At 48.7% G+C, this 13,826-nt stretch carries 9 protein-coding genes; 4 read left to right on the forward strand and 5 right to left on the reverse strand.

All coding sequences use genetic code 11. The annotated features are described in order from the left end of the window. Window positions 1–69: 69 nt before the first annotated feature. Window positions 70–1,833: a glycoside hydrolase family 43 protein gene (locus NF543_RS21505; RefSeq protein WP_257670261.1), complete on the reverse strand. Its 1,764-nt coding sequence runs from the start codon at window positions 1,831–1,833 to the stop codon at window positions 70–72. A gap of 377 nt (window positions 1,834–2,210) precedes the next feature. Here NF543_RS21505 and NF543_RS21510 point away from each other — a divergent pair, with 377 nt between their 5' ends. Continuing rightward, entirely contained in the window at window positions 2,211–2,423 is a 213-nt protein-coding gene (locus NF543_RS21510; protein WP_257957544.1) for a hypothetical protein, read from the forward strand. Window positions 2,424–2,773: 350 nt separating this feature from the next. Further along, window positions 2,774–3,391 carry a fibronectin type III domain-containing protein gene (locus tag NF543_RS21515; protein WP_257670262.1) on the forward strand — a complete coding sequence of 206 codons (618 nt, stop codon included), beginning with the start codon at window positions 2,774–2,776 and terminating at the stop codon, window positions 3,389–3,391. Between the two features lie 377 nt (window positions 3,392–3,768). Here NF543_RS21515 and NF543_RS21520 read toward each other — a convergent pair whose 3' ends face one another. The 4 genes from NF543_RS21520 to NF543_RS21535 all read right to left on the reverse strand — a co-directional run bounded on the left by NF543_RS21520 (window position 3,769) and on the right by NF543_RS21535 (window position 11,068). Then, on the reverse strand, window positions 3,769–4,161 hold the full coding sequence (locus NF543_RS21520; protein ID WP_257670263.1) for a hypothetical protein: 393 nt from the start codon (window positions 4,159–4,161) through the stop codon (window positions 3,769–3,771). Between the two features lie 64 nt (window positions 4,162–4,225). Further along, complete coding sequence (locus NF543_RS21525) at window positions 4,226–5,905, reverse strand: peptidylprolyl isomerase (protein ID WP_257670264.1); 1,680 nt, start codon at window positions 5,903–5,905, stop codon at window positions 4,226–4,228. 119 nt (window positions 5,906–6,024) lie between these two features. Next, the gene (locus NF543_RS21530) at window positions 6,025–7,998 is read right to left on the reverse strand and encodes a RagB/SusD family nutrient uptake outer membrane protein (protein WP_257670265.1); all 1,974 of its coding nucleotides are present in this window, start codon (window positions 7,996–7,998) and stop codon (window positions 6,025–6,027) included. 10 nt (window positions 7,999–8,008) lie between these two features. After that, a complete protein-coding gene (locus tag NF543_RS21535; protein ID WP_257670266.1) occupies window positions 8,009–11,068 on the reverse strand; it encodes a SusC/RagA family TonB-linked outer membrane protein in 3,060 nt (1,019 codons plus the stop codon). A 620-nt stretch (window positions 11,069–11,688) separates the two neighbouring features. On the opposite strand from NF543_RS21535, the gene NF543_RS21540 reads away from it, so the two are divergent. Both NF543_RS21540 and NF543_RS21545 read left to right on the forward strand, forming a co-directional pair. Continuing rightward, window positions 11,689–12,714: a LacI family DNA-binding transcriptional regulator gene (locus tag NF543_RS21540; RefSeq protein ID WP_257670267.1), complete on the forward strand. Its 1,026-nt coding sequence runs from the start codon at window positions 11,689–11,691 to the stop codon at window positions 12,712–12,714. Window positions 12,715–12,730: 16 nt separating this feature from the next. Beyond that, on the forward strand, window positions 12,731–13,819 hold the full coding sequence (locus NF543_RS21545) for an endo-1,4-beta-xylanase (protein WP_257670268.1): 1,089 nt from the start codon (window positions 12,731–12,733) through the stop codon (window positions 13,817–13,819). Window positions 13,820–13,826 lie beyond the last annotated feature (7 nt).

The raw sequence follows: 13,826 nt of genomic DNA on the forward strand, positions 1-13,826 counted from the left end.
TCAGTCTGGGTATTAAGTTGGTCTTCTCATCATAGTTTTGAATTGGTTAATATTGGTTAATATGATATGCTATCTATTGTCTCGTTCATCAAGTTTATTCATTTTAATGGCGTACAAACCGATGGTTGTGCCCGTAAATCCGAACGAGTTTGCTGTGGAAAGATGGCGTGCATCCACCCCATCAATCACGGCCTGCCATCCCCCGTTCCCATCGCCGACCTGGAAATCGAAATGCGTACCCTTGGAATCGACCTTCAGATCGAACGCGCTGCCCGTTGTAGCCAAGGGTTGTTCCGCCAAGATCTCCACCTCATCCGGGCCGGTTTTTTCCAGAAACGCCACGAAATGGCCATCGTCCCGCCGGATGCCGAAAAAGTACTGGTGCTTTTCATCCTTAAGCAAAAGGATCCCCGCGGCTTCGGTTCCGTCAGCGGGATCGAATACGAGCCGTGTCGTAGCCTCGTAGCTGTGGTGGTGCACGCGGCGGCCAACGAATGCCGGCGTTTTCAGTTCCCGCACGCTGACCGGCACGGGGGTCAGTGCCAGATATCCCCGCTGCCTATCCAGGGCGTACAGCTCGGAAGCCGGTGTACGTAATGTAAACCAGTCGTGGGAAAGCTTACTTGACATGAAATCGTCAGCAATGGGAAAATTCCCCAGGCGCGAATCGGGATCACGTGTTACGCCATCGCGTTTCAACACCATGGGGATGATGTCTTCACCCTGCGTCAAGTAGGGGAACCCATCCTCACTCCACGTTACCGGCATCAGGAATGTCTCCCGGCCTAGGTTTTCAAACTGTCCATCTATTGGGCGGCAGGCTAGGAACACCGCCCACCAATCGCCTTCTTTGGTCTGGATCAGGTCGGCATGGCCCGCACTGGTAATCGGATTCGGCCGCTTGGGGTCGAGGTGCCGCTGTGTCAGGATGGGGTTTCCACCCCAAGGGCTGAACGTGCCCATGGGCGCATCCCCCTTGAATATCACCTCGGAATGCTGCACACTGGTTCCCCCTTCGGCAGCCATGAGGTAATATTGCCCCTTGATCTTATAAATATGCGGTCCCTCAATCCATATCGGTTTTTCGGCAAGGTTGACGCCACCGTTGACCAACATGTTGTTTTCCCCGATTGTCCTGTCGGCATCGACGTCAAATTCGATGACGCGGATGGCACGGTGCCCTTCATAAAGCGGGGGGCCATCAGGCGCATCATTGTTTAAGATGTATGCCCTGCCATCGTCATCAAAGAAAAAAGAGGGGTCGATGCCCTTCACATCGGGCAGCCATATGGGATCCGACCACGGGCCGAATGGATCCTTTGTTTTGACATAGAAATTACCTTTCCGGATGTTCGTCGTAATCATGTAATAGGTTTGGTTGTATGGATTATAACTGATTGCAGGTGCAAAAATACCCTCGCTAATCCGCTGCCCGGAAAGCTCTAACTGCGAGGGGCGATCCAGCACGTGTCCGATCTGCTTCCAGTTCACCAGATCCCTACTATGGAAAATCGGCACGCCGGGAAAATAGGAAAATGTGGAGGTAACGAGGAAATAGTCATCGCCATTAGTGCATATACTAGGATCCGAATACCAGCCCGGCAAAACGGGGTTATAAAAGTACTCCGGCCCGGGCAATGCATGCGCTTCGTAGTAAGCATCCTTACCCGCATAATGGAAATAATCGAAGTATGCAACCGACTTTTCAGGTGTAAACGGCGGTTCGCCCGGTGCGGTTTGTGCGCTGGACAGCATCACCGGGCCCAGCAAAAGCACGAGAATGCCACTTGCAGACTTGCAACATGACAAGATATCGGTTATCCTATTTTTCATTCGATTCCATTTGTTCCGGCCCATGGAATCGTCGGAGAAAAACATATAAAGGTTATCAATACATTTGTAAAGCGTTAGAAAGCAAACGTTGGCATTCATAATTTAGCTTAGACAATATAGGTTATCAATCTTGGCCGTTATCCTTGGGCATATCCGCCGGATAACTTGGATGCAATGATACATCATGGTTTCAAAAACTCAAAAAAACCATGTTACAGAAATCATTGACTATGTTACATACACCATTAAATAACAATAAACCAGCCAGTTAAAATACAGACAAATACTTGCAATCGGTTGCACTGATTCAGATACGGGAGTGTTTTTCCAGATTGGAGAAGAAAGGTCGGCCCGGAAATCCGGCTGTAGCGAAGTAGTTGAAGCTTGCGGTTCTGGTCACGGAGCGATCGCCCCGCTACCTGTACCGGCTGTTCGAAAACCAAGGGCAGCCTATGACCCATACCGATAACCAGTTACAATTCAGTCTTTTAAATAGATATGTTCGTTATCGTGCCAAAAAAGGCCCCATCCTGCTCGAAAAATGGCACGATAACGAACGTCCTTCCCGTGCATTGTACCGACCTTTATAATATGGGGGGCCCCCAAACGGATCCGGTAACCCCACGTTCTTTGACATACCATCGCACCCCTTTCTGGGGACCTCCGCTCCCGGAAAATGCGTTTTTGCTCGCGTGCAAAGGTTCCTTGCAAGTGTCCAAAAACCTTTTGTAAGCTTTCAACGCTTCTTTGCAAACGTTCAAAAACGCCAAAAACCCACCCGGAATGACGTTCCAGCATAACAATCAACCCCGAACCCCCGGATATCTCCGGTAAAACCAGACCCATCAACCCGAACCTGCGGATTAATTCACGAAGTTATTGGTACCTGTTCGGTTAACTGGTGCCAATGCAATTTTTAAACACTTAAAATTCAATGATTATGTATTACAAACCCAAATTCAGTTTCAAGCGGAAGAGTTCGGAAACACTTGACCACGCCGCGGAGAAAGTATTCACCAACATGGGTGGCAACAGCCTGTTTGCTGACCTAGCGGAGGAAGTGGCCGGGTTGGGAACCGAGTTGGCCGACTACCGCGAGGTGGTGGCAGAAGCCATCCGGGGCGGCAAACGGGACACTGCGGTGCGCAACCAGGTACGGGGCATCCTGGAAGGCCGACTGCAGTTGCTTGCCATGGGTGTGCAGCGGGTGGCCAAGGGCGACCCGACCATCATCCTAGCCGCCGGATTCGACCATACCAAGCCCCGCCAGCCCAAGGGAACCTGCCCACAGCCAACGGACGTACGTGCAATCAACGGATCGCTCGGTTCGAGGCGGATTACGCTGAAAGTCGCCCCGGAACGCACGGCGCGGTCGTACCGCTTTGCCTACCGCAAGCTGGACAGCGGCAACCCGTGGATTGAGGTGGACTCCCATGGCTCTTCACGTATACTGGAAGGCCTAGAGCAGTTCGCGGTGTACGAGTTCCGCTGCACCTACATCGGCAACAACCCCGATGTGCTGAATTACAGCGACAGCGTAACGGCCACGGTGATTTAAGGCCTGCCTTGTACATTTTCCATCCGCCGGCTGGGCGGACTGGACAGCGGCACTTCCGAAAGGAGGTGCCGCTTTTTTTATTAGCCAGCCTTATTTTATTTGCTTAGTTGTAACCGGGATTCTGGTAAGCTTGCTTCTCCGATGTACTCATTTCCAAGGCACCATAGCCATCACAACTTTTTCAAAGAATCTGATGTACAATTTTATACGCAGGCGATCAATCAATGGAGAGCCTCCCAAGGCTATGCTTTCGGTCAGGCATCAATGAACTTGAAAAAAACTAACTCCCAAGAAGTATTAAATATGTACTAGAAAAAGTAACTTGAGATGTTGCACATCATTAACCATATTATGATGAATCAACACATTATTTCAAATTACCACCCAACTGACGCAAAAGACTGTGCATTACTCGCCTGCACATAGACCTCAATCAATTGTTGTCCAGAAGTGCTAAATGTACCGTTTTGGGCTTTAGAACCTTCATTGTTGCTTTGAAGAATATAGCTTCCTCCATAATACAATATCCAGATATATCCACTATGGTAGCCCGTATAAGCTGTAATAGAAGCGCTATAGTAAATACCTGAAGAAACCGTACCGTAAAACCCTGCATTTGCATCTTGCATATCCCAACCTTGGTGTGAGGTAGCCACACAAAAACGGTAATAGTCATCACAATACGTCCCAGTTTGTGCTTTTGCGGATGTGAAGTTTACCGTTAACAATAATAACGGCAGTGCCAAAATTGAATAAACTCGTGTTTTCATAGTTTCTAATTTTTAAAATTTTGTCAATAATTAATTATGGGAGTTAGTCTTTTGCAGTTAGTATTTAAAGGTATTGCCGATATTTTTCGGGCGTTATCTTATTGATGCAGGAATACTTAGCTTTCAAACCCGGTAGTTTCCCCCGCTTGATTTCCAGCAGTTTAAATGCTTCCATTTCCCGAATAATTTCCGCCCTCACTTCATGCAATGGCGTGGCCTGTTGTCCGTAATCATAATTTTTAACAATCACTGAATAGTTATCGCCCAGCTCATGGGGAGGCAAAACCTGGTCATTTTCCATAAACAGCAGCCTTTGCATTACCTTGGGAGGGAAAAAAGGTTGGCCATATCCCATGTTGGTATTCCATTGGATATCCCGCAGGCCTTTTAGTGAAGTTAGTCGAGCTGTATCGCGACGGTTTTGCATGATGTCCACGATTCCCTTTCCTGCATTCTGCAGGTTGTCAAAAGAAAAAATCGAAACATTTACACCATCCGGTTTGACATACCTGCTTTTGTTTGTGCCGTACCAGTCAGCGATTGCTTCATCGTACAGCTTGATTGACTTTTTTAATTCCTCCGTTTCATAATAACTGTAAATAAGATTCTTGCGGTAATTCTCACGGTCTAGTATGAACTCCGGATCATTGGTTATGCCCAGCTTTTCTGCCTTCGCGTATGAATACTCACTGTAAACCCATGATCGTATAATATGCCCTATTTGTTCCGTACTCCTTATTTCCTGTTTAAAGGGCAAGTAGTTATAATAATCTATGAAATCAGCTATTGAATGTTGGGCTTGCTTTTCTTCTACAATGAAAGTAAAGGCATTTTCCGACAAAATCTCATGAAAGTGTTGTTTTTCAAATTCATGGAGCGGGACTAGTTTAGAAAGTATCTTGTTGAATTTGGAAAGTGCATCTGGATTATAAATAATATGAGTATTACCATTAACTTCATTTTGGTAGTCTGCAACTATTTCTACTTCCTGCTGAAAGTTGAGCTTTTGGATGATTTCATCGGTCGGCGCAGGCTCATCCGCTATTGCCGTATCCTTGATATAGAACAAATAAGCCCCATGTTGAAACATCAGTATCGGGGTCAGTTCGCCTTTCTTCATACTGAACAGGTACTCGCCGTACTCCCAGAAGTCCACAAAAGGCCACTCGATCACCGCTTCCCCATGGATAACGTTTTGATGTCCAATGCTGCGTCCAATGGCCTCATCGAATTCCGCCAACCCCTTTAACTGATTCCCGCCGATAAAATGCGTGGCGGTATTGAAGTCTTTAAACTTCAGGTATGCTATGCTGATTTTCTTCCTGTTCCGTTCGCGTGCCAGGTCAATCTCTTTTTGGTCCAGAGGTTGCATCTTATCGATCAGAAACTGCTCCAGGATACCCCTCCGTTGCGCTATCATCAGTTTTTCCATGCTTGCTACCCCGCGAGCCACCTCCGCTTGTTCGTGATACCCCCTTTCATAAGCGTCTGCCAGGAAATAGGCCCGGTTAATAAACTCCTGTATCCATTTTTCAACGTCATTCTCGCCAGGCTCCATGCTGGCCGTATCTTGGTAAGCTTCCTTAAACCGCTTGAGGTTTTTTTCCAGTTCGTATGCCGTTATACGGACATCGGCGACCTGCAGCACCACGTTATCGTTAATGGGACTTTTGTCCACTGTACGATGCGTACATGAAAAAACAACAATGGCAACTGCGATTAAAGAAAATCCGATGTTTTTCATAGTTGGCATCTGTCTGTAAAACGGTGTACAGGCTAGCATAGCAGATAAGTAAAAATAAGGCCGCTACAAAAGCAGCCTTATTTTACATCATTAGCTTAGTAAGACATTTAATGCGCCGTCTAATACCCCGGGTTCTGATAAGCTTGCTTCTCCGCTGCACTCATTTCCAAGGCATCAATCTGATCTCGCGGAATGGGGCGTAAATAATGATACGGTTGGATGCTACGTGTAATGGTTTGTGGAGTATGATCTCCAAAATTAGCTCCGCAAATCTCGTAGGTAGTAGCAAGTGCATTCCACTTTTGCGTCCGGATCAGATCAAACCACCGGTAACCTTCACCGAAATATTCGCGTGAAAGCTCCGCCAAGATATAATTGATATCAATGGTTGCCGGTGTAGCCACTACCATCGCCGCACTGTTATCTTCGATTTTCCCCACATTGCCGTTGTTATGCCAGCGCCATTTTCCGGCTCGCGCACGAACAACATTTATGAGTTCACGCGCATTCTTGCCCGCTACCGTGGATGCGCCCTTTACTGCGGCCTCAGCGGCCACGAAATACAATTCGGAGAACTTCGCGACTTTGAACGGACGGGTGAGGTTGGCGTTCGGTTGCCCAACGCCACTGCCATTGTCCGTACGGTAAGTACCTATCTTCCAAAGCCCAGGAAACACGCGGCGACCGATGCCACGGGGCGATATCACAAAATCGGACCTGCCAGGTAAAACCCCAGCCCCGACACCCGAGTAGTCCTTTCCCGGGAAATTTGCACCTGTCGGATAAACGATATCACCTGCTTGTGATTCATCATCCAGAAACGTCAAGATAGCATCCTCTGGGTAAACTGGCAAATCATTAGCATTATACAAGACCGTATTGGTTGTTCCGCCCTTTGGCCAGTTGCCTCTGTAAACGGTTGCAAAAGTTCCATCGTAACGTGAATCAAGTGTCTTATCGGCAAACGTATTCTCAATCGCTCCGATCGTGGGCGCCATGCGGGTCCAAGGCCGTCCCAAGGCCTGTGCCGCCTCACGTTCCACAGAAACTACGCCGCCACCAGTTCCATCGGGATTAGCTGCACTTTTGATTTCCGTGTAGTTCCACGTCACCATCCAAGCGGCGGCATTCCCCCCTGCATCGGTGCCAGCAAAACAATTGATGCAAGTACCGTTGTAAAACTCACTATCCTGGGTATGGTCAGCGTACAAGAGCATTTCATTGTTTCGGTCGTTGCCACCCACATGTAAATCATAAAATGTTTCCACCAAACCGAAAGGTCCAGGATCATCAATCGCTTGCGTAGCGATATTATATGCTTGCTGGAAATACCACTGGGCATCATGTCCATCTGGATCAACCCGGGCAGCTTCAGGATATGTCGGGATATTATTCGGGTTTTCCAACCACCAAGCGTAGGTCAAATAGGCCTTTGCCAAGTAAAGACGAGCCAAGGTTTTCGTAGCGCCACCGGTCACACGTCCCGCAACAGGCAAATCGTTGACTGCCGTCAGTAAATCGGGGAATATCGCCTTTGTGTAAACTTCGGGTACTGTATTGCGCACGGAAGTAGTCGATGCGCTCGTATTGAACATCAGCTCTCCAGCGCCCAAATCCAACGGCACACCGCCAAATGTCTGTACCAGCAGGAAATAGTCGAACGCACGGAAGAACCGGGCCTCGGCAATCAGCGCGGTAGGAATCGTACCTACTGATTCCGCATTTTCGATAATGCCGCTAGCGGTATTGATGTTGCTAAACGTAACCCCCCAAATGGCATCGGAACGACTATCAGCGGGTGTGATTTCCCCCTGTCCACTGATATCCATTACAAGAAAATTACCATCTGCACTTTGTCCATATGTATATTCATCTGTACCAGTTTCCAAGGTATTGTAATAGTAGGGCTGTCCGTAAATCCAGCGCAAGTGAGCATACATAGATGTCAACCCACCATAAACACCTTTTTCTGTCGTGAAAAAACCGGGCTCAAAAATGTGGCGCGGCTCCTCCTCCAATATCTTGGTACAGGAAACCATAACCAACGTCATCAACGCTGTTGCAAGATAAGAAGTGATATGTATCCGTTTCATCGTTTTTCTTTTAAAATGTAAGGTTAACACCAAGTAGGTAGTTGCGTGTACTGGGCGTATTCGTACCCAAGGTAAGGATGCGGCTCACGCTCTGGGGCAAGCCAACCGCCGCATTCTGGTCTCCAAATGAGTTCGTTTCGGGATCCATGCCCGATTCCCGGTGGTAGGGCGAGAACATGACGAACGGGTTCTGGGCGGCAAAATATAGTCGCAGATTGATATCCGAACCCCTAAGCTGGCTGAAATCATATCCTAGTGTTATGGTGCGTATCTTCAGGTACGATGCATCGAAGTACCCCATGGTACTCATATATTTGAGGTTATCTCCGCTTCTGTAGCTTTCGGGATTGGGGTACTTAGCCCCTGTATTGTCCGGTGTCCAGTAATCGACAGCCATGTTCCCGTTTCGCCCATTCAACAAATTGAGATATCCACCTGATCCGTAAATGGTACTATTGAGAATACCCCCATTTTTAAATACTCCCACAGCGCTCAAGTCAAACCCCCTATAGGACACACGCGTGTGAAACCCACCTTGAAAGTTAGGTTGTAAGCTAATAACTTGCCTATCATCATCATTAATCTGCCGAGTGGGTACTCCGCTTGCATCGTAATCTCCGGTATATGTCACTTTAATCATGCCCAGTGAGTTCACATCCGGTTCGAGGATACCCCGGTGCGGGTCGTCCTCCTGCCAAAGCCCGATGCGCTCGAAGTCGAAAATCACATCGATGGGATGGCCAACGAACCACCAGTTGTTTGTATTTCTGTCCATTCCTGAAGCTAACGACACTAATAAGTTACGGTTGGCGTAAAGGTTGAAACCAGCCTCCCAAGTCCAACCGTTGTGATTGTCCAAAATCGTACCGTTCAGCGCAAGCTCAATCCCTTTGTTCTGGGTGCGACCTACATTTTCCGTTATCGAACTCACGCCTGAAGTAGCAGGCAACCCCTTGTTCAGCAACAAATCTTCGGTTTTTGTAATGTAGTATTCAACCGTTCCCGACAGTCGATGGTTCAACAGCGAAAAGTCTAAGCCGAAATTCGCAGTATTGGAAAACTCCCACCCCAAATGCGGGCTAGGCAATTGTGATACAAAATTACCAACCGCGAATTCGCTTCCAAAATTATAGGGTCGAGTAGCCAACAACCCAAGAGTTGCATATGGGTTAACAGCCTGGTTGGAGGTTTGACCCCAACCCACACGCAACTTTAACATATTGACCTTATCCATACCCTCCATGAAAGACTCCTGCGCAATATTCCAACCTGCGGATACCGCTGGATAAATATGCCATTTGTGACCAGGAGCTAGCCTAGACGAACCATCGGAGCGTAGGGTGGCCGTCAACATATAACGGTCATCATAGCTGTACATCACGCGCCCCATATACGACATCAACCCCCATACTTCATACCATTGATCGCCGGGCGGGATAGTGATCTCACCTGTGGCATGCCCCAGGTTGTAGAACTGGAAATGGTCTGCGGGGATACCCGTGGCCACGACACGGGAACGGTTGAACTTGTTCTGCTCGGCCGAATATAAGGCCACCACATTTAAATTATGGGCTCCGCCGAACGTCCGGTCGTAAGTCAACAGGTTTTCAACCAACCAATGGTAGGTGTGCGAGTTGCTGATCGATGCGGAGGAAATGGTAGTGGGGTTGGTGCTGTTTATCCCCTCCCCGGTGTACGCACCTCCATTGTTCTGGCGATAATCCAAACCGAGGTTGGCACGGAACTTCAAGCCTTCCACCCAGGGAATTTGCACTTCGCCGTACAGCGAATTGAAGCTCGCAAATCCCCTGGATTCGCTCAACCACTGGTCCTTCAGGCTTTCTACAATTTCCCTCGAATATACCCACGGCTCATCGATAGCCGTCCTTACGGTCCGCTTCCATGAGCCGTCTTCATTGAACGGGTTGGCAACGGGTGTCATCCTTAAGAGGCCTCCCACATTCACCTGCGTACCTTCCGTAAGGTTATAATTGTTGTTAGTGGTGATGCCGAAACGGAAGTGTTTGCCCACCTCCTGGTCGATACTTCCACGTAGTGCGTAACGGCTGAATTGCTGTGTAGGTATTACGGCCTGATCGAGCAGGTAGCCACCACCGAAGTTGTAGCTGCCACGTTCGGTACCGCTTGAGATGCTCACATCATGGCTTGTCATGGTAGCGGTCCTGTACAGCAAGTCCTGCCAGTCGGTGTCCACATCCTCGCCTTCGTCTTGCCCATAGGTCGTGTAAGGTATATTCAACTGTCGGAGCTTTACCATATCAGACCCACTCATCATGGGGAACTTGCCAAACACCTTTTTCGCGCCTGTGAAACTGTTATAGTTTACCCGTGCTTTCTGCCCCATTTGCCCTTTGTTGGTAGTAACCAAGATCACCCCATTGGCACCACGCGAACCGTAGATGGCTGTCGCGGAGGCGTCCTTCAAGATATCGATACTTTTGATGTCGTTGGGGTTAATGTCATTGAGGGATCCCACAAAGGGGATTCCATCAAGTACGATCAAGGGATCGTTACTGGCTGTCAGCGAGCGCGAGCCGCGGATGCGGACCTGCATGGTACCACCCGGCTGGGACGAGGTCTGCGTTAGCTCCACCCCCGGCAAGCGCCCTTGCAGTGCCTGCGAAAAATTAGCCGATGGCACCTCTCGCAAATCCGCTCCACCGATAGACGCCACCGAACCCGTTACCGCTTCCCTGCGTTGTGTGCCGTAACCCACCACAACGACTTCTTCCAAAGCACTTGTTTCGGCAACAAGTTGGATACGAATGATGGTTTCATTTGTCACCGCGACCTCCTGGCGTACGTAGCCGAGGTTTGAAACCACGAGGACCGCGCCCGCCTGTACACTCACCGAAAAGGCTCCATTGGCATCGGTGGTCGTGCCGATATTTGTTCCTCTCACCTGTACCGAAACCCCCGCCAGGGGTTCACCGGTTTCGGTGGTCACCTGCCCGCTTACGGTCCGCGTTTGGCCTAATGCCGACGATGCATTGAGCAGTGCCGAGAATGCGAACACAAGCGTGAATACTAGTTTTGTAATGCTCTTCATCATTGTTCTTGGTTTAATAAAGGTTCATCAATTGGTAATCGGACCAGCCCAAAGCCGGTTCATGCCAACGTTGGCGAAAATACCCTCACTGGGCGATAAATGTTTCAATGGTTCCATCATAAATTTTAGTTTTTTGGGTTTACCTTATTTGGTTATTGGCAGAATGGCATCCTTCATATCAAGGAGGCTCACTTTCTGGCCGAACGTCATTATTTGAGAATCCTACCCCGTTTATAATTGCACAAATTATTTTGGCATAGCTAATATCGCAACAAAGGCGGTTTTCACGAAAAAACCATGTTACAGAAATTATTGCCTATGTTACATCACGATACAATCGTCAGTAAATCAATAAGATAAAAAATTAAACTTTATATGCAATCGGTTGCAATATTCAATAGGAATATTCATTTTTGCTGGAACCAATTAATCAAAGACACCCTAATAATGGCATCCAAGCATGAAACATGACCCATACCATTTCGCGCAACTAATTTTCAAACCGATGAATCCCTCATTACTTGCCAAGCAACATGGGACTACGGATACAAATCCGTAATCGGTTGCACCGAAAAACACTACTTTTGTGTCGATTACATGCATTCAAACAAACATCGACAATGAATAGAGAGGCCACCATCTATGACATCGCCGAACGGCTGAACATCTCGGCAGCCACGGTAAGCAGGGGACTGAAAGATCACCCCGCCATCAATAAAGAGACCAAGAAGCGGATCGCTGCAGTGGCCCATGAACTAGGTTATCGGTCAAACAAGTTCGCCAGCAACCTCCGGGGACAACGTACGCACACTATCGGTGTCATCGTGCCGCGGCTGAACAGCCTGTTCATGTCGTCTGTTTTGGCGGGGATCGAAACCGTGGTCAACGAAAGCGGATTCAACATCCTGATCAGCCAATCGCTGGAACAGCAGGCTAAAGAAAAGTCAAACGCCATCACCCATTTCAACAACCGGGTGGATGGACTCATCACCTCGCTTTCTTATGAGACCGAAGATTTCAGTCATTTCGATAGCTTCATCCAAAAAAAAATCCCTTTGGTTTTCTTTGACCGTGTGCCGGATACCATCAATGCCACCAAGATCGTGCTGGATAATTTGAAGGCGGGTTATGAGGCGACGAAGCACCTGATCGGACAAGGCTGCCGGGATATCGTGCACATTACCGGCAACCTGAAACGGAATGTCTACCGTGACCGGCTCCAGGGCTACCGCAATGCATTGGAGGAAAACGGCATCCCGTTCGCTGAACACCGCTGCATTTCCAACGACCTCAGTGAGCAAGCCATGGCCGATTGTATCCACAATCGCATCTTCAATGTCTCGCAATTGCCCGACGCGTTATTCATTGCCAATGATTCATCCGCCGCATTTGCCATATCGATTTTGAAAGAACAAGGCTACCGGATCCCGCAGGAAATCGCCATCGTTGGGTTCAACAATGACCTGATTTCGAAAGTAACCGAACCGGCCATCACCACCGTGAACTACCCCGGCTACCAGATGGGGCAGCATGCGGCACGGCTCATTTTAAATGATATCAGCGGGCAAAACGATGCCAACGTAAGTAGTACCGTCATCCTAAATCCTGAACTTATCATCCGGAAATCATCATTGAAACAATCTTGAAATGAAACTGACTGCCATGCATACAACGAGACGCCATACCCTGCATATCTTGCTAACTTGCTTTGCTATGATGTTCGGCGCTTCATCCGTCCCTCCAGAACCCGTCACCGGGTTGAAGGACTACTACACTGACTTCTTCCCCATCGGAGTGGCTGTTAACCCGAGAAGCCTCCATGGCGACGAAGCCGACTTCATTAAACGGCATTTTAACAGCATCACGGCTGAAAACGCGATGAAAATGGCTCCCCTCCAACCCGCGGAAGGGAAATTCAACTGGAGGCTCGCCGACCGGATCGTCGATTTTGCCGTAACCAACAACATGAAAATCCGCGGCCATGCGCTATGTTGGCACCAGCAGGCCGGCAACTGGCTCTTTGAGGACAGCCAAGGACAGCCGGTTTCCAGGGACGTGCTCCTCGAACGGCTGCGGACGCACATCCACACCGTTGTTGGACGTTACAAGGGAAAAATATTTGCTTGGGATGTGGTCAACGAGGCCATCGATGATAACCCGAACAATTTGTTGCGCCCTTCGAAATGGACAGAGATTATCGGCGATGATTTTGTCGAAAAGGCTTTTGAGTTTGCCCATGAAGCTGACCCAACAGCCAAATTGTTTTACAATGACTATAACTGCGTACGACCGGAAAAAATGAAACGGATCTACACGCTCCTGAAACGGCTGAAGGATAAGAACATCCCGATACATGGTGTGGGCTTGCAGGCACATTGGTCGATTTTCGAGCCCTCAGAATCCGAACTCCGCGCGGCGCTGGATCAATATGCATCGCTTGGCCTGGAAATCCACATCACTGAACTGGACATATCTGTTTACCCCTGGGAAAAAGAACGGCGCGCAAAACAGCCTGATGAAGCGGATGCGTTCACCGACGGAATGCGGCAAGCCCAAAGCGACCAATATGGTATGGCGTTCCATGTATTCCGCGAATACCGGAACGTGATTTCAAGCGTAACCTTCTGGAATGCGCATGATGGGTATACCTGGCTCGATTATTATCCCGTGGCAGGTCGGAAGAACCACCCTTCGCTTTTTGATGCAAACAGGCAGCCGAAAGATGCATTTTGGCAAGTCGTGAACTTTTGATAGCATG

Origin of the sequence: Parapedobacter tibetensis (genome assembly GCF_024704835.1) — a bacterium.
Lineage (GTDB): Bacteria > Bacteroidota > Bacteroidia > Sphingobacteriales > Sphingobacteriaceae > Parapedobacter > Parapedobacter tibetensis.

What these genes read in the sequence shown, in the direction of transcription:
- NF543_RS21540 (WP_257670267.1), top strand. Translation starts at nt 11,689, where the DNA reads ATGAATAGAGAGGCCACCATCTATGACATCGCCGAACGGCTGAACATC.
- NF543_RS21515 (WP_257670262.1), top strand. Translation starts at nt 2,774, where the DNA reads ATGTATTACAAACCCAAATTCAGTTTCAAGCGGAAGAGTTCGGAAACA.
- NF543_RS21535 (WP_257670266.1), bottom strand. Translation starts at nt 11,068, where the DNA reads ATGAAGAGCATTACAAAACTAGTATTCACGCTTGTGTTCGCATTCTCG.
- NF543_RS21545 (WP_257670268.1), top strand. Translation starts at nt 12,731, where the DNA reads ATGCATACAACGAGACGCCATACCCTGCATATCTTGCTAACTTGCTTT.
- NF543_RS21520 (WP_257670263.1), bottom strand. Translation starts at nt 4,161, where the DNA reads ATGAAAACACGAGTTTATTCAATTTTGGCACTGCCGTTATTATTGTTA.
- NF543_RS21530 (WP_257670265.1), bottom strand. Translation starts at nt 7,998, where the DNA reads ATGAAACGGATACATATCACTTCTTATCTTGCAACAGCGTTGATGACG.
- NF543_RS21525 (WP_257670264.1), bottom strand. Translation starts at nt 5,905, where the DNA reads ATGAAAAACATCGGATTTTCTTTAATCGCAGTTGCCATTGTTGTTTTT.
- NF543_RS21505 (WP_257670261.1), bottom strand. Translation starts at nt 1,833, where the DNA reads ATGAAAAATAGGATAACCGATATCTTGTCATGTTGCAAGTCTGCAAGT.